23 protein-coding genes and 1 tRNA gene are annotated in these 14,754 nt (G+C 67.2%); 6 read left to right on the top strand and 18 right to left on the bottom strand.

Features of this window, described 5'->3' with window-relative positions; translation table 11 throughout:
* Positions 1-2 precede the first annotated feature (2 nt).
* The gene (gene icd / locus TNMX_RS03425; protein ID WP_038029544.1) at positions 3-1,280 is read right to left on the bottom strand and encodes an NADP-dependent isocitrate dehydrogenase; all 1,278 of its coding nucleotides are present in this window, start codon (positions 1,278-1,280) and stop codon (positions 3-5) included.
* A gap of 61 nt (positions 1,281-1,341) precedes the next feature.
* Here icd and TNMX_RS03420 point away from each other — a divergent pair, with 61 nt between their 5' ends.
* Together TNMX_RS03420 and TNMX_RS03415 are read left to right on the top strand one after the other, a co-directional pair.
* Positions 1,342-2,454, top strand: coding sequence for an FAD-binding oxidoreductase (locus TNMX_RS03420; protein ID WP_038029543.1), 1,113 nt, complete (start codon positions 1,342-1,344; stop codon positions 2,452-2,454).
* A gap of 158 nt (positions 2,455-2,612) precedes the next feature.
* A tRNA-Met gene (locus tag TNMX_RS03415) sits at positions 2,613-2,689 on the top strand.
* Between the two features lie 77 nt (positions 2,690-2,766).
* Here TNMX_RS03415 and TNMX_RS03410 read toward each other — a convergent pair.
* Together TNMX_RS03410 and TNMX_RS03405 are read right to left on the bottom strand one after the other, a co-directional pair.
* Positions 2,767-3,960, bottom strand: a complete 1,194-nt coding sequence (locus tag TNMX_RS03410) for a site-specific integrase (protein ID WP_038029542.1) — start codon at positions 3,958-3,960, stop codon at positions 2,767-2,769.
* Between the two features lie 2 nt (positions 3,961-3,962).
* A complete protein-coding gene (locus TNMX_RS03405) occupies positions 3,963-4,208 on the bottom strand; it encodes a hypothetical protein (protein WP_126217051.1) in 246 nt (81 codons plus the stop codon).
* A 365-nt stretch (positions 4,209-4,573) separates the two neighbouring features.
* On the opposite strand from TNMX_RS03405, the gene TNMX_RS03400 reads away from it, so the two are divergent.
* Positions 4,574-5,473, top strand: a complete 900-nt coding sequence (locus TNMX_RS03400) for a hypothetical protein (RefSeq protein ID WP_156919417.1) — start codon at positions 4,574-4,576, stop codon at positions 5,471-5,473.
* Here the strand turns inward: TNMX_RS03400 and TNMX_RS03395 are convergent.
* The 14 genes from TNMX_RS03395 to TNMX_RS03340 all read right to left on the bottom strand — a co-directional run bounded on the left by TNMX_RS03395 (position 5,434) and on the right by TNMX_RS03340 (position 12,527).
* A complete protein-coding gene (locus tag TNMX_RS03395; RefSeq protein WP_038029537.1) occupies positions 5,434-6,126 on the bottom strand; it encodes a site-specific DNA-methyltransferase in 693 nt (230 codons plus the stop codon). The genes TNMX_RS03400 and TNMX_RS03395 overlap by 40 nt on opposite strands.
* Entirely contained in the window at positions 6,116-6,601 is a 486-nt protein-coding gene (locus TNMX_RS03390) for a hypothetical protein (protein WP_052037924.1), read from the bottom strand. Before TNMX_RS03390 ends, TNMX_RS03395 begins: the two co-directional genes overlap by 11 nt.
* 1 nt (position 6,602) lies before the next feature.
* Positions 6,603-6,905, bottom strand: a complete 303-nt coding sequence (locus TNMX_RS03385) for a hypothetical protein (protein WP_038029535.1) — start codon at positions 6,903-6,905, stop codon at positions 6,603-6,605.
* Positions 6,902-7,219 carry a hypothetical protein gene (locus TNMX_RS03380; RefSeq protein ID WP_038029533.1) on the bottom strand — a complete coding sequence of 106 codons (318 nt, stop codon included), beginning with the start codon at positions 7,217-7,219 and terminating at the stop codon, positions 6,902-6,904. Before TNMX_RS03380 ends, TNMX_RS03385 begins: the two co-directional genes overlap by 4 nt.
* A 299-nt stretch (positions 7,220-7,518) precedes the next feature.
* Positions 7,519-7,857 carry a hypothetical protein gene (locus TNMX_RS03375; RefSeq protein ID WP_052037922.1) on the bottom strand — a complete coding sequence of 113 codons (339 nt, stop codon included), beginning with the start codon at positions 7,855-7,857 and terminating at the stop codon, positions 7,519-7,521.
* Positions 7,854-9,047 (bottom strand): AAA family ATPase, encoded by a 1,194-nt coding sequence (locus TNMX_RS03370; protein ID WP_052037920.1) that lies wholly within the window; start codon positions 9,045-9,047, stop codon positions 7,854-7,856. Before TNMX_RS03370 ends, TNMX_RS03375 begins: the two co-directional genes overlap by 4 nt.
* Complete coding sequence (locus TNMX_RS03365) at positions 9,038-10,108, bottom strand: bifunctional DNA primase/polymerase (RefSeq protein WP_084221126.1); 1,071 nt, start codon at positions 10,106-10,108, stop codon at positions 9,038-9,040. Before TNMX_RS03365 ends, TNMX_RS03370 begins: the two co-directional genes overlap by 10 nt.
* Positions 10,105-11,010 (bottom strand): hypothetical protein, encoded by a 906-nt coding sequence (locus tag TNMX_RS03360; protein ID WP_038029531.1) that lies wholly within the window; start codon positions 11,008-11,010, stop codon positions 10,105-10,107. The genes TNMX_RS03365 and TNMX_RS03360 overlap by 4 nt, the downstream gene beginning before the upstream one ends.
* Positions 11,007-11,165, bottom strand: coding sequence for a hypothetical protein (locus tag TNMX_RS12830; RefSeq protein ID WP_156919416.1), 159 nt, complete (start codon positions 11,163-11,165; stop codon positions 11,007-11,009). The genes TNMX_RS03360 and TNMX_RS12830 overlap by 4 nt, the downstream gene beginning before the upstream one ends.
* Complete coding sequence (locus TNMX_RS03355; RefSeq protein ID WP_038029529.1) at positions 11,162-11,398, bottom strand: hypothetical protein; 237 nt, start codon at positions 11,396-11,398, stop codon at positions 11,162-11,164. The genes TNMX_RS12830 and TNMX_RS03355 overlap by 4 nt, the downstream gene beginning before the upstream one ends.
* 106 nt (positions 11,399-11,504) lie before the next feature.
* Positions 11,505-11,690, bottom strand: coding sequence for a hypothetical protein (locus TNMX_RS03350; RefSeq protein WP_038029528.1), 186 nt, complete (start codon positions 11,688-11,690; stop codon positions 11,505-11,507).
* Positions 11,680-11,838 (bottom strand): hypothetical protein, encoded by a 159-nt coding sequence (locus tag TNMX_RS12825; protein ID WP_156919415.1) that lies wholly within the window; start codon positions 11,836-11,838, stop codon positions 11,680-11,682. The genes TNMX_RS03350 and TNMX_RS12825 overlap by 11 nt, the downstream gene beginning before the upstream one ends.
* A complete protein-coding gene (locus TNMX_RS03345) occupies positions 11,831-12,229 on the bottom strand; it encodes a hypothetical protein (RefSeq protein WP_038029526.1) in 399 nt (132 codons plus the stop codon). Before TNMX_RS03345 ends, TNMX_RS12825 begins: the two co-directional genes overlap by 8 nt.
* Positions 12,230-12,284: 55 nt before the next feature.
* A complete protein-coding gene (locus TNMX_RS03340) occupies positions 12,285-12,527 on the bottom strand; it encodes a hypothetical protein (protein ID WP_038029524.1) in 243 nt (80 codons plus the stop codon).
* 145 nt (positions 12,528-12,672) lie between these two features.
* Between TNMX_RS03340 and TNMX_RS03335 the strand changes: the two genes are divergently transcribed.
* The 3 genes from TNMX_RS03335 to TNMX_RS03325 all read left to right on the top strand — a co-directional run bounded on the left by TNMX_RS03335 (position 12,673) and on the right by TNMX_RS03325 (position 14,392).
* Complete coding sequence (locus TNMX_RS03335; protein ID WP_038029522.1) at positions 12,673-12,912, top strand: helix-turn-helix transcriptional regulator; 240 nt, start codon at positions 12,673-12,675, stop codon at positions 12,910-12,912.
* Between the two features lie 254 nt (positions 12,913-13,166).
* The gene (locus TNMX_RS03330) at positions 13,167-13,928 is read left to right on the top strand and encodes a hypothetical protein (RefSeq protein WP_038029520.1); all 762 of its coding nucleotides are present in this window, start codon (positions 13,167-13,169) and stop codon (positions 13,926-13,928) included.
* Entirely contained in the window at positions 13,925-14,392 is a 468-nt protein-coding gene (locus tag TNMX_RS03325) for a type II toxin-antitoxin system VapC family toxin (protein WP_156919414.1), read from the top strand. The genes TNMX_RS03330 and TNMX_RS03325 overlap by 4 nt, the downstream gene beginning before the upstream one ends.
* A 49-nt stretch (positions 14,393-14,441) precedes the next feature.
* Here the strand turns inward: TNMX_RS03325 and TNMX_RS03320 are convergent.
* A partial coding sequence (locus TNMX_RS03320) for a hypothetical protein (RefSeq protein WP_038029515.1) occupies positions 14,442-14,754 on the bottom strand: 313 nt, incomplete at its 5' end.

Genomic DNA, 14,754 nt, shown 5'->3' with positions numbered 1-14,754 from the left:
TATTACATGTGCTCGATCAAGGCCTGGCCGAACTCGCTGGTCCTAAGGAGGGTGGCGGGCTTACCCTCTGCCTGGAGGAGGCGGTGGAAGTCGTAGGTAACGAGCCCCTTGGCAATGGTGCGCTCCATGGCCTGGATGATGAGGTCTGCTGCCTCGTTCCAGCCCATGTAGCGGAGCATCATCTCCCCCGAGAGGATGACGCTGGAGGGGTTCACCTTGTCCTGGCCCGCATACTTGGGCGCGGTTCCGTGGGTGGCCTCAAAGACCGCATGCCCCGTTTGGTAGTTGATGTTGGCCCCTGGGGCAATGCCGATTCCACCCACCTGGGCGGCCAGGGCATCGGAGATGTAGTCCCCGTTGAGGTTCAAGGTGGCGATCACCGAGTACTCGTCGGGGCGAAGGAGGATCTGTTGCAGGAAGTTGTCGGCGATCATGTCCTTGATGACGATCTCCCGGCCGGTGCGGGGGTTTTTCAGCACGTGCCAGGGGCCACCATCCAGGGGCGTGGCCCCGTACTTCTCCCGGGCAAGGGCGTAGCCCCATTCCCGGAAGGCTCCTTCCGTGAACTTCATGATGTTGCCCTTGTGCACCAGGGTGACGCTGGGCAGGTCCTCCTTGATGGCGTAGGCGATGGCGGCGTCCACCAGGCGCTCCGTGCCCTCCTTGGAGACGGGCTTGATCCCGATTCCCGAGGTCTCCGGGAAGCGGATCTTGGCGTAGGCCTTGGGGAACTCCCGCTTGAGGAAGTCCAGGACCTTTTGCACCTCCTCGCTGCCTGCAGGCCACTCAATCCCGGCATAGATGTCCTCGGTGTTCTCCCGGAAGATGACCATGTTGACCAGCTCGGGGTGCTTCACCGGGCTGGGTACCCCTTTGAACCAGCGCACGGGGCGCACGCAGGCGTAAAGGTCCAGCTCCTGCCTTAGGGCCACGTTGATGGAGCGGATGCCCCCGCCCACCGGGGTGGTCAGGGGCCCTTTGATGGCCACCAGGTACTCGCGGATGAAGTCCAGGGTTTCCTCGGGTAGCCATACAGGCTCCCCATAAACCTGGTTAGCCTTTTCCCCGGCGTAGATCTCCGCCCAGGCGATTTTGCGCCTTCCCCCGTAGGCCTTTTCTACGGCGGCATCTAAGACGGGCCTGGCGGCTCTCCAGATGTCCGGCCCCGTCCCATCCCCTTCGATGAAGCCGATGATGGGCTGGTCCGGCACCTGGAGAACCCCGTTTTGGATGGTGATCCTTTCGCCGTCCTCTGGGATTTGGATATGCTTGTAGGTCATACCTGACCTCCGGGCCATAGCATACCCCTTTCCTGAGGGAAAAGTGTCCTAGACTGGGGCCATGCCCGAGGTCCTGGTGGTGGGGGTGGGAATCGTGGGGGCGGCTTGTGCCTACCGCCTGGCGGAGGCGGGCCTCGAGGTCCTGGTTCTGGAAAGGGAGGCCACCTTTGCCCAGGGCTCCACGGGAAAGAGCGCCGCCGGGGTGCGGGTGCAGTTCTCCGAGCCCTTAAACATCCTTCTTTCCTACCACTCCATCCTGGAGTACCAAAGGATTCCGGAGGCCAGCTACCGGCCCATCGGCTACCTCTTCCTGGTGCCGGAGGCCCTGAGGGAAGCCCAGGAGGAAGCCTTGGCTACCCAGCGGGCTTTGGGGGTGCCTGTGGAGAAGCTTTCCCTAAAGAAGGCCCAATCCCACGTGCCCTTCCGGGAGGAGGGCCTGGCCTACGCCACCTTCGGTCCCATGGATGGGGTCATAGACCCTCATGGGGTTACCGCCCACTACCTCAGGGAGGCCAGGCGGCTTGGGGCCAGGGTGCGCTTTTCCGAGCCCCTCGTGGCCGCCCGGAGAAAGAAGGGGGTATGGCGGGTGGAAACCCCCTTGGCGGCGTACGAGGCTCCCTTTCTCCTCCTTTGCACCGGAGCCTGGACGGGGGAGGTGGGGAAAAGGCTTGGCCTGGAGATTCCCATCCGGCCCGTGCGCCGCATGGTCTTCGCCACGGCCCCCGCTCCCTTTCCCCATGCCTTTCCCCTCACCATAGACCTGGCCACGGGCTTCTACCTGCGTTCGGAGGGGGCGAGGGTGCTCATGGGCCGGTCCAACCCGGATGAGCCCCCGGGTTTTTCCGAGGGCATGGACTGGAGATGGCTGGCTCCGACCCTCGAGGCGGGCCTTTCACGCTTTCCCTTCCTGGAAGGGCTTGCCCTGGACCGAAGGGCCAGCTGGTGGGGCTACTACGAGATGACCCCGGATGCCAACCCCATCCTGGGTTTTGTGGAGGAGGGGCTTCTGGTGGCGGCGGGTTTTTCCGGCCACGGGGTCCAGCAGGCGGCCATGGTGGGGAGGCTTATGGCGGAGGAAGTGGTCCACGGGAAGGCGAGGAGCCTGGATATAACCCCGTTCCGCTTGGATCGCTTCCGGGAAGGGCGTTTCCTGAAGGAGAAGGGGATCGTGTAGACTGGGGGTGTCCTGCAAGGTCGCCTACGGGCCCACCGGGACGGAAGATTGGACCTTTTCGCCGAAGAAATCCTCCCCGACTTCATGGATCACATCGGCTTTGAACCTTGACCGCTTGGGGGCCCTCCCCTAAGATGGGGATTGCCTGGTGCGCCCATGGCGGCGTAGCTCAGGTGGTCAGAGCACACGACTCATAATCGTGGTGTCGTGGGTTCGAGTCCCACCGCCGCCACCAGCAAGTAAAGGCAAAGCTTCACCCCCCGGTAGCATGGCCGGGGGGTGTTGCAGTTAGCGAATGGTTAGCTTATCCCTTCAAGCCTCCCCTCGAGGCCCCGCCACGTCCTCGGGGTCCAAGACCCACCCCCGCCGCTCCTCCTCCAGGAGGTGCCGGTAAACGGCCAAGGTGATGTTGGGGTTGGCGTGGCCCATGCGCTCGGAAACCAGCTCCACCGGGGCCCCGTTGGCCAGGAGGAAGGAGCCGTAGGTGTGCCGGAGGTCGTGGAGCCGGAAGCGGGGGAGGCCCAGGGACTTCCTGATGCGCTCCAGGGCTTTGTTGAGGCTGTGGGGGTGGATAGGCCGGGCCTCGTCTTCAAGGCTTGGGAAAAGCCACTTGTCCCGAAGCTCCTCGGGGGAGAAGCCCTGGCTAAGCCACATCTCCCGGTAAGCCTTCACCCGCTGCAGGGTCTGGTGGGGGATGGGCACGGTGCGCCTGCTCTTGGCGGTCTTGGGGGCGGTCAGGAGGAGCCCCTTGCCGTTTTCCGTCCAGGCCCGGTGTACGGTGAGGGTGCCCGCCTCGATGTCCAGGTCCTCCCACTTCAGGCCCAAAACCTCCCCCCGCCGCAGGCCGCAGGCCAGGCAGAGGCGGAGGGCCAGGGCGGTGCGGGGGTCTTTGTGATGGTCCAGGGCCTTGAGGAAGGCGGCCACCTCGTGGGGCTCCAAGGCCCTGGCCGCCTTCTCTTGCCCCTCCCCTTTGGGGGCCCGCACCTTCACCGGGGCCACGGGGTTGCGGGCGATGATCTCGAGGGCCAAGGCCTCCTCAAAAACCTGGTGGAGCCGTTGCCTTACCGCCCGCACCGTGCGCAAGCTGTACCGCTTTTTCAGCCCCTCCAGCACCCCCCGGATGTGGGAGGGCTGGACCGCCTGGAGGCGCAAGGAGCCGAAAGGGTCCGGGGCCTTGGGGTCCTTGAGGGAGGGGATGGCGTGCCCCAGGTCCTGGAGGTAGAGGTCCAGGGTACGGGGACGGACCTCCTGGGCTTTGCCCTCAAGCCACCTCGAGGCCCACTCCCGCACGGTGATGGCCTCCGGCGAGCCCAGAAGCCCCTTGTGGAGCCGGGCTGCCTGCTCCACCCGCCAAGCCTCCGCCTCCTTGCGGGTGGAGCAGACCCGGGTGATCTTCCGGGGGAGGCCCGTGGTGCGGTCGTAGCCCACGGTGAGCTGGGCCACCCACCGCCCCCGCCTCCGGTCGTAGAAGACCGTGCCCGTCCCCTTCCCGCCGCGCCGCCTCACGCCTACTCCTCCGGGGGGTCAAACCAGTAGTGCGTGGCCTTGAGGCCGGCCAGCATGGCCTCCCCCCGCTCCTTGGGGGTGAGCTCCTCGAGGACCCGGAACATGTGCTCGGGCCCCCGTAGCCGCACCATCCGGCTCTCCTCCTCGGGGCCCAGGGCTTCCACTCCCAAGAGCCTGAGCCGCACCCGCAGGGGTAGCCGCACCCGCTGGAGATGAGCGCCCCGCATGAGTCCATTATCGCGCCTCACGCCAACCTTCGCCCCTCCACTCCTCCCGCCGCCACGCCTTCGCCTTCCTTCGGGTTCCTTCGCCTTCCTTCGCCTCCCGTTGACCGAAGAGGGGAGAGCCCGCTACCCTGGGGCTATGGCCGGCAAGCGAATACCCCTCGAGGCCTGAGGCGCTTTTTGGGCGTTTCAGGGAGGGGTTTGGCACGCCCCGCCAGGGGCCGGGATGAGGGTTTTTGGGGAGGTGGATCGTGGGTATCCCCTGGTACTTTCACCGAGATCGCTTCTGGAAGCAGGACTGTTCCACCACTTTGGCCTGGCTTTGGAGCCTTTGGGCTTTCTACAAAGGGCTTTGCGAGAAGCCCCTAGAGGAGGGGGAGACCCCTGAAATGCGCAACGACGACCTTCTGACCTTCTGGTGCGATGACTGGATTGACCTCTTCAACCTCTTGGAGGCGGCCTGGCGCAAGGGGTGCGGCTGGGAGAATGTGAGGCGCTTCTTTGAAGAGGCCTTTACCTACCCTTGGTTCATCATGGAGGTGGAGTATTGGCCCGGGTGGATGGAGGCCTTCTTCCTGCACGCTGAGGCCTACGGGAAGGAGGTTTCTCCCGCCGCCCGCTCCAACCTCCTGGTGCATATGGGCAAGCGGGCCCCCCGGGTCATTCCCCTACGCTCTCCGGACTGGTTTGAGCTTCCCCCGCCCCTTCCGCGCCTTTCGGACCTCGAGGCCTTTTGGCAGAAGCTGAAGGAGGCTTCACCCCCGCAAGGGGAGGTGGACTTCTACGAGGGCTTGGCCACCCTTCTCGGCCTCTACCTCTATCCGGAGACGGCGGAGGCGGCCTTGGCTTTGGGGCGGGAGGTGTCCCGGAAGCGGTGGCCGTGGCCTTTACCCCCTAGCTACCGCACCTGGCTTGAGGGGGAAGGCCGCTTCCTCTACCCCTACCACCCGCTCTTGGCGGCCCGGAGGCGAGCCACCTTCGCTTGGGAGTATCTGGGCCGCACCAACCTGGAATGGGGGCCTTGGGAACGCCCCTTTCAGGACCTCTTACCCCCCCTCAGGATGGCGGCCAGAACCCACCCCAGGGAGGCGGGTGAAGTGGCCCGCTACCTCCTGGACCGGGGGGGGGAGGGTAAAGGCGGCGTTTGTGGCAGAGGGCAAGGAGAAGCACGTGCCCCTTCTGGAGCAGCTTCTGGAGCCTTTTCGTCCCCTGGCCGCCCTCTGAGAGGGCGTGGGCGGCGTGGGGCTTCTCAGCCTTCTCCGGTGGGGGCCTCGAGGAGGGGGGCCTGAAGCAGGGCGCTTTGCAAGCGCTTCTGGGCTACCGGGTACCAGGAGGCCTCCCGCTCCACCCCGATGAAGCCCCGCCCCAGCCGCAAGGCCGCCTCCCCGGTAGAGCCTGAGCCCATGAAGGGGTCCAGGACCACTTCGCCGGGCCTCGAGGCCAGCCCCACCAGCCAGGCCATCACCCGCACGGGCTTCTGGTGGGGGTGGCCCGTGGCCTCCCCGTCCCTCCCAGGGCGGGGGGAGGAGGCTAGTGTGTAGTCCTTACCCTTGCCGGGGAGGGGCCTCAGGGCCAGGATGGGCTCGAAGCCGTAAGCGGGCCCCTGGGGCCGGGGCCTGGGATCGGGTTTGGCCCAGAAGAGGAGGCGGTAGGGAAGCCCCCGGCTCCGGGCAAAGGCCAGGGCCTCCTCCAAGCGTTCCTGGGGCAGGAAGAAGACCACGGGCCCCGTGCTCACCCGCAGGGCCTCGGGTAGCCACGCCAGGCTCCACTCATCCCAGGCCTCCCGGGTCCAAAACCCCCGGGGATCGCTTCCCAGCCCCGCTCCAGGGCGCTTCCACCCTCCCGTGCCATAGGGCGGATCCGTGATGACCGCCCCCACGCTTCCCGTCTTGAGGCGGGCCAGGACCTCGAGGGCCTCCCCGTGGTGGAGCTCAAGCCTCATCGTCCTTCTCGGGTTCCGCCCCCTTGGGAGGAAGGGGCTCCACGGTGAACACCTGCCGCGAGGGCTCGGAGGGGGTGGAGGCTTCGGGGGGCGGGTTCTCGTAGGGGTCGGGGAGCCCCTGGTCGGCCGATGCCTTCTTTACCCAGTAGACGCCTTCCGGGACTTGGGGCAAGGGTGGGGGAGGCTCCTCGATGCCGTACACGTCCCGCTTGATGAGCCAGACGATATAGGGGTCAATCCGGGTCAAGGGCGGACGGTTTTGCTTTTCCTTCTGGCGGTTTTTCTCGGTCCGCTCCTGCTCCCACTCCGCGTAGGCCGCCCGGTAGGAGGCGGCGATGGTGGCCAGGGCGTGCGTGGCCCGGAGGACCACCTGGGGATCCTCCGAGTCCAGGAGCTTGGAGGTTTCCTTGACGGCCTTCCACAGCTTGCGGAGGAGGCTCCCCCGGGTGCCGTAAAGGTCCTTGGGCCTGGGCACCTCAAGCCTCCTCGGGGGCGAAGCGGGGGCCCCACCTGAGCTCTTCCCGGGCCAAGGGGTCTACCTCCACCTCGAGGCCTCGCTTCAGGGCCCAAGCCACCAGGCCCAGCACCACTTCCTTCACCTGCTCCCTTTCCCGCACCAAGAGGGCGATCCGCCCATCCTTGAGGGAGACTAGACTCCGCACGCCCAGGCGGGCCAGGGCCTCCGGGCTCCAGGCCGGGCCTCCGCCTTGCACCCGCACCAGCACCTCCGGCCCATCCAGGGCCAGGGGGTGGGCCTGCACCGTAAGCTTGCCCGTCATGCTTCCTCCTTTGCGCCAAGCGCCTTCAAGAGATCTTCCAGCCGCATCACCGCCAAGGGAGGCCTCCGGTCAGGGCGGAGGACCAGAAGGCTCCGCCCCTCAAGCCACCCCTCGAGGCCAAACCGCCGCCTTGCCTTTACCTCCACCACCACTTCCCCCAGGCCGGGGAGGTGGGCCACCAGGTCCCCGGGGTAGCCGGGGGCGCTTCCCGAAAGGGGAACCCGCTTCGCCTCCAGCCCCGCCTCCCGGAGGAGCTTCAAGGCCTCCCGCTCTGCCCGGGTTCCCTTGCGCTTCGGCCCCTTCCCGCCCGCCATCCCCACCTCCTAGGCCCGGGGCGGGGAGCTACCCCCCAAGGCCTCCCGGGTCTTCTCCAGGACGGCCAGGGGGCCGGGAAGCCCCCAGCGCGCCACCGCTTCCGCCAAGACGGCCAGGAGCCTGGGGGGAAGCTCTCCCTTGGGGGCCTCGAGGGCCAGAAGGGCCAGGGCCTCCCCCCACCGCAGGGCCCGCTCCCGCAGGGCGGGGGCCTCCTCGGGGAGGAGGAGGACCAGGCGCCCCCCTTCCTCCCGCGGGTGCCCCCCCCACCTGGGCGATTTCCTCCAGGACCCGGCTCAGCTCAGGCATACTCCCGCACCTCCTTCCGCCCCTTGGGCCGGGCGGCGGCCACGGGCTCCACCCGGGGCGGGCTCCCCGCCCACACCCCCAGGAGCTCCACCTCCAGCGCTTCGGGAAAGTCGGCCTCGAGGCGGTCCAGGCGGTCCAGAAGCCACTCCTCCCAGGACCTCACCCCGCCCCAAGCCTGGGCGTGGGCCTTCAGGTCCTCCTCCGGTGGGAGGAGGAGGGCCCAGTAGACCACTTCGCCATGCACCACCACCCGAAGCTTGGGGGGGAGCACCCGCCTGAGCTTCTCCGCCAAGGGCACCACGTGCGCCTTTAGGGCCTGCCAGGCGTTCACAGGTTCACCTCCATGCCATCGTCTTCCGGAGACTCCGCGCCCAGGCCTCCTTCCGCCTCCTGTGGGGGTTGAGGGGGAGGGTCCCCCCCTTCGGGGCCGGGTGATTTCGTGCCAAGCTCCCCATTTTGTGCCAAGGGGTTGGCACAAAATCCTTTTGCGTCCTGGACGCTACTCTCCCGATTTTGTGCCAAGGATATAGAGAGACCAGGGCGGGGGAGCCTGAGCACCTTCGGGGCCCCCCTCCCCGGTAGCTCCACCTCCTCCACCAAGCCCCTGAGCTCAGAAAGGGCCCGGATGGCGGTGCGCTTGGAGAGGTTGCCCCGCTTGACCGCCTCCTCCAGGAGGGCTTTCCGCGGGATGCCCTCCTCCCCTGCCTGGGCCAGGAGCTCAAGGATGACCTTCTCCGCCCGCTCCTCGAGGGTGGCCGCCTCAGGCAGGGGGTAGGGCTTGAAGTAGGCCCCTTCGCCGTCGGAAAGCCACACCAACTCGAGGCCAATGGGCGGGGGGAGGGGGGCGTAGCTTTGCTTCACGCAGGTGAGCTTCACCACGTCCCGCCCCTCCACCTCCCTCGGGGGAAGGCGGTCCAGGGCGAAGGCGGCCCGGGGGGAGAAGAGCTTTGCCGTGGAGCCCAGGGGCCCCTTCTCTGCCACGCTCTGGCCGGGGGCCAGCTTGCCCACGTGGTCCACCAGGAGGAGGGCCGCCCCCGTGGCCTGGGCCAGGGAGGTTAGGGCCCGGATGGGGGCGTGCACCTGCTGGGGCTTGATGACGTCCACCCCCAGGAAGGCCGAGGAGAAGGCGTCCAGCACGATGAGGGCCGGGGGGTCTTGGTGGAGCTCCGCCTCCAGGGCCTGCACGTCGTCAGGGGTTAGCCCCCCTTCCACCGCCCGGAGGTCCAGAAGGGCTGTGTCTGCGTCCTCGTAGGCCCGGAGGAAGCGGTGGAGCCAGAGGGCGTACCCGAGGCCGCCGGGGTCGTCCGCGTCCAGGATGAGCACCGGCCCCCGCCGCACGGGGCGCTTGCCGAAGACCCCCTGGGGCCGGAGGGCCTGGACGGCGAGGAAGGCCACCAGGCGGGTTTTGCCCTCCCCTTGCTTGGCGAAGAGGACGCTCACGTACCCGGCGGGGATGAGCTCCTCCACGAACCACTCCACCACGGGGGGCTCCTGGGGCAGGGAAAGGCGCCTCACCCCCATCCCGCACCCCCTTCCTCCCCCCAGGGGTTGGGGTCCTTATATTGTGGTGCTTCGTTGGCCCGAAATCGGGTTTTTGCCGTCCAGGACGGGGCAGGATTTTGGGCCAACCCCTTGGCCCAAAATGCCCCCTTTGGCCCAAAATCCCCCTGGTCCTCCAGGGGGAGGGGTGCCCTGGCCCCCGCCTCGAGGCCCCACCTGGTGGCCGCCCGGGCCTCCCTCTCAGGAAGCCCGGCCTGCATGGCCGCGGCCACCAGGACTTCCTCCGCTTCGTGGGGGTCCAGCCCGTGGGGGAGGAGTCCCCCGGCGGCCCGGGCGTAGGCGATGAGGGTGTTGTGCCGGGTGCCCTGGGGGGCGCTTGCCACCCGGTCGGCGTAGGCTTCTAGAAGCGCCCTAAGCCGCTTGGGGGAGGCCTCCCCGGTCCGCACCTCCCGGGGTGGGGGAGGGGGGAGAAGGGCCTCGAGGAGCCCCTGGGGCACCAGGGGAAGCCCCTCTGGGCTCACCAGGGGCACCTCCCAGCGGTACTCCCGGCCATCGGCAAGGCGGGTGGGGGCGGCCACCACATAGGCCCGCCCCATGCCCCGGAGGTCCACCCCCTCCAAGCGCCGCACGGTGGCGCTCAAGGCCCCTTCCAGTCCAGGGGGGAGTTTGAGGAACACATGGACCCCGCCCTTGGGCGTCCTCTGCCGGGGGGCCTCGAGGAGGGCTGGGTGCGCCTCCTTCAGCCGCTCCCAGACCTCCGCTTGGTCCACATCGAGGACCAGGACCTCCTCCGGGGCGAGGATGCCCACCCCGGCCCCGGGCTCCCGGGTCCACCAGGCCCGGATCACCGCCTCCTCCCGGGAGGCCTCCTTCAGCCCGTGGGGCACCAGGCCCCCGTGGGGCCGCTTCTCCCCCGGGTGGAGGGGGAGGACCCGGTAGCCCAGGCAGGCGTAGGCCAGGGCGGCTTCGTAGCGCGATGCGCGATGCTCTAGCGCCCTGCCCCCCGCCTGTGGTAGGATGCCTTTAGGCACTTCCACCACCAGGCGGGCCGTCGGGGCGGGGCGGCCCGGTTCCTTTTTCATTCCTCCTCCTCGCCGAAGAGGACTTCCGCCTCAAGGTCCAGGAGCTCCTCCGCCTTGGGCAGGCCCCGCTCGTGGGCGGCAAGCCAGACCCTAAGGCGCTCGCCTCGCTCCTCAGGGGAGAGGCCCTCCAGGGCCTCCCTGAGCCCCTCCAGGTAGTCCTTGAGGTCTTCGGCCTCCTCGTAGGTGAGCTCCTTCAGGCTCCCCACCGCCCGCTCCACCCGGCGGCTTGCCACCTCCCGGGCGGGAGGCCCCTCGAGGCTCAAGTCCCGGAAGAGCTCCACCAGTTCCCGGGCTTGAGCCCCGGTGATGGGCTTGGGGGCGGGGAGGGCTTGAGCTTCTGGCAGATCGGCCTTTTCCTCCAGGGCTGGGGCTTTTTTGTCCATCCGCACCACCTTGGCCTCGATGGGTTCCATCTCTGCCACCTCCTCGGGGGTGTAGACCCCGGTGGCCACCCCGGGGAAGACGGTGCGCACCCCCTCGGAGATGACCCGGGCCCGGAGCATGGCCCGGGGGTACTTGTCCCAGTTCCCCCCAGGCTTGCTGAGGAGCCCGGCCCGCTGGGCGTCCTCGAGGGTCCAGGCGATGCGCACCGTGCCCCCCTGGGGGTGAGAAAAGGTGGCCTCGGCCCGCCTATCGCTGAGCTCGTGCCACTCCACCCGCCCCCCGGCGGCCAGGAAGCGGGCCAGCATGGCGTCGGCCCGCAGGGCAGGCCGCCCGTTGATGATGTGGTACTCCTGCACCGCCCGCATGGGGTGCGTCCCCTCCGCCTGGGCCAGGAGCATGAGGGCCACCGCCTCTTCCGGCTTCCGCACCCCGAAGAGGCCGGACCTCACCACGTAGGCCGCCGCCCGCTCGAGGTCCTCCAAGGTCCACCGCACGGCCAGCTCTTCTTTCCCGTTCATGCCTCCTCCTCCAGAAGGGCCGAGAAGTTGTTTTCCTTAAGGGCCTCCTCGATGGCCTCGAGGGCCTCCTCCGCCTCCAAGCCCCGCCTCCACTCCCGCAAGACCCGGGCCACCTCTTCCACCGCCTGACCAGCGTCCCAACAACCGCCCCTCATGCCTTCCCCCCCAGCTTCCGGGCCTCCCGGTGGACCGCCTCGAGGACCTCCGGGGGCAGGCGGCCATCCAAGAGGTCCTCCACGACCCGGGACGGGACGAGAAGCCGCTTCCCCACCCGCACCCCGGCCACCCGGGCCAGGGCATAGGCCAAATGCCGCGAAAGCCGGTCAGGCCCCACCGCCATCCTTGCCTCCTGCACCGTCAAAAGCCTTGGCGTCCCCCAGCGCTCCATGTTTCCTGTGTAGGGCTCCGCCCCCTCCCGCGGCGACAACCAGCTTGGCGCCAACCTGGTTGTTTATAGGATGCAGAGCAGGAAAGGGGGCGGGCGTTCATGCTCGCTAGTCCTTAGTAAGGGCTTCGTGAAGACGTGGAACGAAGTCCTCCAGGGCCGCCAGGTAGCCCGCCTCGAGGGCCTCCATGAGCCGGGGCTCCTCGAGGACCGGTAGGTCCAGGGCCCGCACCACCTCTTCCAGCCGCGCCTCTACGTAGTGCCAAAGGGCTTCCCGCTTCGCTTCAGCGCTCATTCCGCACCTCCTTCTCCTTTGCCGCTGTCCAGGCCACCAGGGAGGCGGCCAGGCCCGAGGAGGCCACAAAGAAGGCCGCCCAGCTGTCCCCGGTGAGGTCAAGCCAAAGCCAGGCCAGGAGGAGGGCCAGGCCGGAGGCCCTAAGCACGGCCCACCTCCCAAAGCAGGGCCAGGATGGCCTCGGTCCTCGTCTTCCCCCAGGCGTAAGGGGGCCGCCGCTCCTCCTTGAGGACGGGGCAGGCCAGCCACCCCCTGCCTTCGGGTTCCTCTGCTACGTGGAGGAAGAGCCCCCGGGCCAGGAGCCTTTGGCGGAGACCCGCCTCGAGGGCCTCCTCCAAGCCGTGCTTCTCCGCCCACCGCTCCGCGTGCTCCAAGCAAAGGTTCACCCGGGCTTCGATGACCCGCCCCGTGCGGGAACTCGCCAACCGGTAGTAGCGCCCCCGGAAGACGGTGGCCCCTTTGCAGAGAGGCCAGGAGCAACCCGGGTCGTAGCCCGTCGGGGAGTAGGCCTCCAAGGTGTGGCCCCAAGTCGTGCCCATCGCGCACCTCCAGGGAAGGAGAGGGGGGCGGGGCCTTCCCCGCCCCCACCCCGCTTCACCTCAGGTAGGCGTAGCCCTCCCGGAAGGTGAGCCCCAGGGCCTTCGCCTTCTCCTTGAGCTCCCGGCGGAGGGCATCGAGGGCCCCCGGGAGGCCGTCCCCGTAGTCCTCTTCCGCCTTGAGGAGGTTGTAGAGCTCGGCCACCTGCTGGGCGGTGAGCTCCACCGCCACCTTTGCCTCTTGGTCAGCCCCGAAGGGGCTATCTTGAACCTGGGCCTTGTTCTGGAGTACCGTGGTCATGTTCACCTCCTGGTGAGCCCTAGGGAGGCCTGGCCGCCAAGCACGTCCTCCCTAGGTGTCCTAATAGTACCAAAGTCTTGTGCATAGGTCAAGAGGTATGGGCATATCAATAGTGTTGGCCCTAGTGTTTTGGTAAGCTGGGCTCATGGTAGCGCCTCGTTTGCGGTGGAAGCTCAGGGAGGTTTTGGCTAAGGAGGGGCTGACCGTCTACCGCCTTGCCCAGGTTCTCTCGGGGAAGGTGAGCCGCAATACCCTTTACGCTTGGGCTTCGGGGTCTATCAACCGCCCCGACCTCGAGGCTCTCGCCTGGGTCTTATGGGCCCTGAGGAAGCTCACGGGCAGGCCCTACGGGGTCCAAGACCTCCTGGAGTACGAGGAGCCCTAGTCTTTCTATGCCCTTGGCACAAAATCGGGAAAATCCCGTCCAGGACGCAAAAGGATTTTGTGCCAAGGGGTTGGCACAAAATGGGGAGCTTGGCACGAAATCGGGGGGCTTCATCCAGGTGCCGGGGATCTCCTGGCTTCCACCAGGGGAAGCTTTGGGCTTTTCCGTCAAGCTCTAGGTCAAAAAGAGGGCCTGAACAGGCTTGGGGGCGGGACTCTCACCTGCGAAGGGAACTATGGGTTACACTTGAGCCTATGGAGGGGAGGGTGTACCGCCTTTACCTGGAAGGCCGGGACCTCCAGGGCCCGGAAGACCTTCCCCTGAAGGATTTGGCGGTGCTCCTCGATGGGCTTGGGGGCCTCTTGGAGGCCTTTGCCCTAGAGCATGGGTACGACGAGCCCCTCCCCGCAAGCCTGGTGGGGGTGAGGAAGGGGAGTGTGGCCCTCGAGGTGAGCGTGTCCGCCGCTCTTCCCCTGGAAGAAGGTCTTTTCCTCCCCCTGGAGGAAGGGCAGTATCACCGCCTCGGGCCCAAGACGCGGGAAAAGGCGTACATCCTGAGCAAAGAGCTTGTGAAGGAGGACCGCACCCTGAAGCTGGAGCGTGGGGGAAAGGTGAAGCCCCTCTTGGGGGCGGCCCACCCCGTCCCGGCCCCCACGCCGCCCCTGGTCCTGGAGGACGTCCTTACCCTCTACGGGGAGGTGATCCGCCTCGGGGGCGTGGAGCCCAAGGTGGACTTGAGGACGCCTCGAGGGGAGTACCACATCCGGGCTCGGCGGGAGGACGTGAAGCGCCTCGAGGAGGAGAACGCCCTTTATAGGGAGATCGGGGTGCGGGTGCGGGCCCGGATTGCCCGGGAGGAGGGGGGCTGGAAGGTTCTGGGCCATCCCGAGCTTTTGGAGGTCCTCCCCTACCGCCCAGGGGATCCTCGGGAGGCCTTCATGGGCTTGGCTCGCCTAGTGGAAAAGTCCTTGCGGGGCGTTGACCCCGAAGAACATGTCCGGCGGCTCAGGGGGTGAGGGTGGAAGCTCTGGACACGGACGTGCTCATCGCGCTTCTTCAAGTTATGAAGGACGAACTACACCCTGAGCATGCCAGCACTAAGGCCTACCTCGAGGAACTCAGCCGCGGGGTGCGGAAGGTGGCCATCCCCCTTCCAGTCTTGAGTGAGTTTCTGACGGGTCTAAACCCTCAGGAGTGGGGTGAGGTCTTGGACTATGTGGAGAAGCACTTCCGGCTCTTGGAGCTGAACAAGATGGCGGCTCTCGAGGCCGCCCGCTTCTTCCGCTCCCGCCTGGACCAGGACCCCCCCAAGGGTCAGGAGCGCCAATGCGTGCGCACGGATACCTTCATCCTCGGGATTGCCAAGGCCCACGGGTGTAGCAAACTCTACACCAAGGACAAGCGAATGGTGGGTTTGGCGGGGCAAGACCTCGAGGTGGAGGAAGGCCTGCCTAAGCCCATCCAAGGGCCGCTACTTTAAGCGGGTCTGGTGGCAGGCTCAAGGTGGGCATCAGGTCAGCAGGGTTGAGCTACCCCAGTTTCAAACGTTCGCGGGCAACGGCCAAGGCTTTTCTGATTGCCTCTTTGCTCACCCCGCCTTCTACCCCTCCTTGTCTCAGGAAGCAGGCGGTGGGGTGCTCGTCTAAAAGCCGGTCATAGAGCCGGTTGGCCAGGGCCTCGAGGCTAAGCCCCTCAACTTCCTTCCAAGCCAGGAGGAAGACGTCCCGCTCCCTGGTGGGCCAGGGGTCTGGACGGGCCAAGTGGGGGTTTCGTTCTAAAAAGCGCCTTCTTTGTTCCAAGAAGAGGGCGTAGAGCCTTTCCTGCACCTCTTTTTTGGGTAGG

Origin of the sequence: Thermus sp. NMX2.A1, assembly GCF_000511705.1 — a bacterium.
GTDB lineage: Bacteria > Deinococcota > Deinococci > Deinococcales > Thermaceae > Thermus > Thermus scotoductus.
Note: the sequence above shows the minus strand (reverse complement) of the source record. Positions and strands in the feature narration are given on the sequence as shown.

Bases quoted from the DNA above. Each gene is read 5' to 3' on its own strand.
- icd (WP_038029544.1), bottom strand. From the start codon at position 1,280: ATGACCTACAAGCATATCCAAATCCCAGAGGACGGCGAAAGGATCACC.
- TNMX_RS03420 (WP_038029543.1), top strand. From the start codon at position 1,342: ATGCCCGAGGTCCTGGTGGTGGGGGTGGGAATCGTGGGGGCGGCTTGT.
- TNMX_RS03400 (WP_156919417.1), top strand. From the start codon at position 4,574: ATGCGCAACGACGACCTTCTGACCTTCTGGTGCGATGACTGGATTGAC.
- TNMX_RS03395 (WP_038029537.1), bottom strand. From the start codon at position 6,126: ATGAGGCTTGAGCTCCACCACGGGGAGGCCCTCGAGGTCCTGGCCCGC.
- TNMX_RS03385 (WP_038029535.1), bottom strand. From the start codon at position 6,905: ATGACGGGCAAGCTTACGGTGCAGGCCCACCCCCTGGCCCTGGATGGG.
- TNMX_RS03380 (WP_038029533.1), bottom strand. From the start codon at position 7,219: ATGGCGGGCGGGAAGGGGCCGAAGCGCAAGGGAACCCGGGCAGAGCGG.
- TNMX_RS03370 (WP_052037920.1), bottom strand. From the start codon at position 9,047: ATGGGGGTGAGGCGCCTTTCCCTGCCCCAGGAGCCCCCCGTGGTGGAG.
- TNMX_RS03365 (WP_084221126.1), bottom strand. From the start codon at position 10,108: ATGAAAAAGGAACCGGGCCGCCCCGCCCCGACGGCCCGCCTGGTGGTG.
- TNMX_RS03360 (WP_038029531.1), bottom strand. From the start codon at position 11,010: ATGAACGGGAAAGAAGAGCTGGCCGTGCGGTGGACCTTGGAGGACCTC.
- TNMX_RS12830 (WP_156919416.1), bottom strand. From the start codon at position 11,165: ATGAGGGGCGGTTGTTGGGACGCTGGTCAGGCGGTGGAAGAGGTGGCC.
- TNMX_RS03355 (WP_038029529.1), bottom strand. From the start codon at position 11,398: ATGGAGCGCTGGGGGACGCCAAGGCTTTTGACGGTGCAGGAGGCAAGG.
- TNMX_RS03350 (WP_038029528.1), bottom strand. From the start codon at position 11,690: ATGAGCGCTGAAGCGAAGCGGGAAGCCCTTTGGCACTACGTAGAGGCG.
- TNMX_RS03345 (WP_038029526.1), bottom strand. From the start codon at position 12,229: ATGGGCACGACTTGGGGCCACACCTTGGAGGCCTACTCCCCGACGGGC.
- TNMX_RS03340 (WP_038029524.1), bottom strand. From the start codon at position 12,527: ATGACCACGGTACTCCAGAACAAGGCCCAGGTTCAAGATAGCCCCTTC.
- TNMX_RS03335 (WP_038029522.1), top strand. From the start codon at position 12,673: ATGGTAGCGCCTCGTTTGCGGTGGAAGCTCAGGGAGGTTTTGGCTAAG.
- TNMX_RS03330 (WP_038029520.1), top strand. From the start codon at position 13,167: ATGGAGGGGAGGGTGTACCGCCTTTACCTGGAAGGCCGGGACCTCCAG.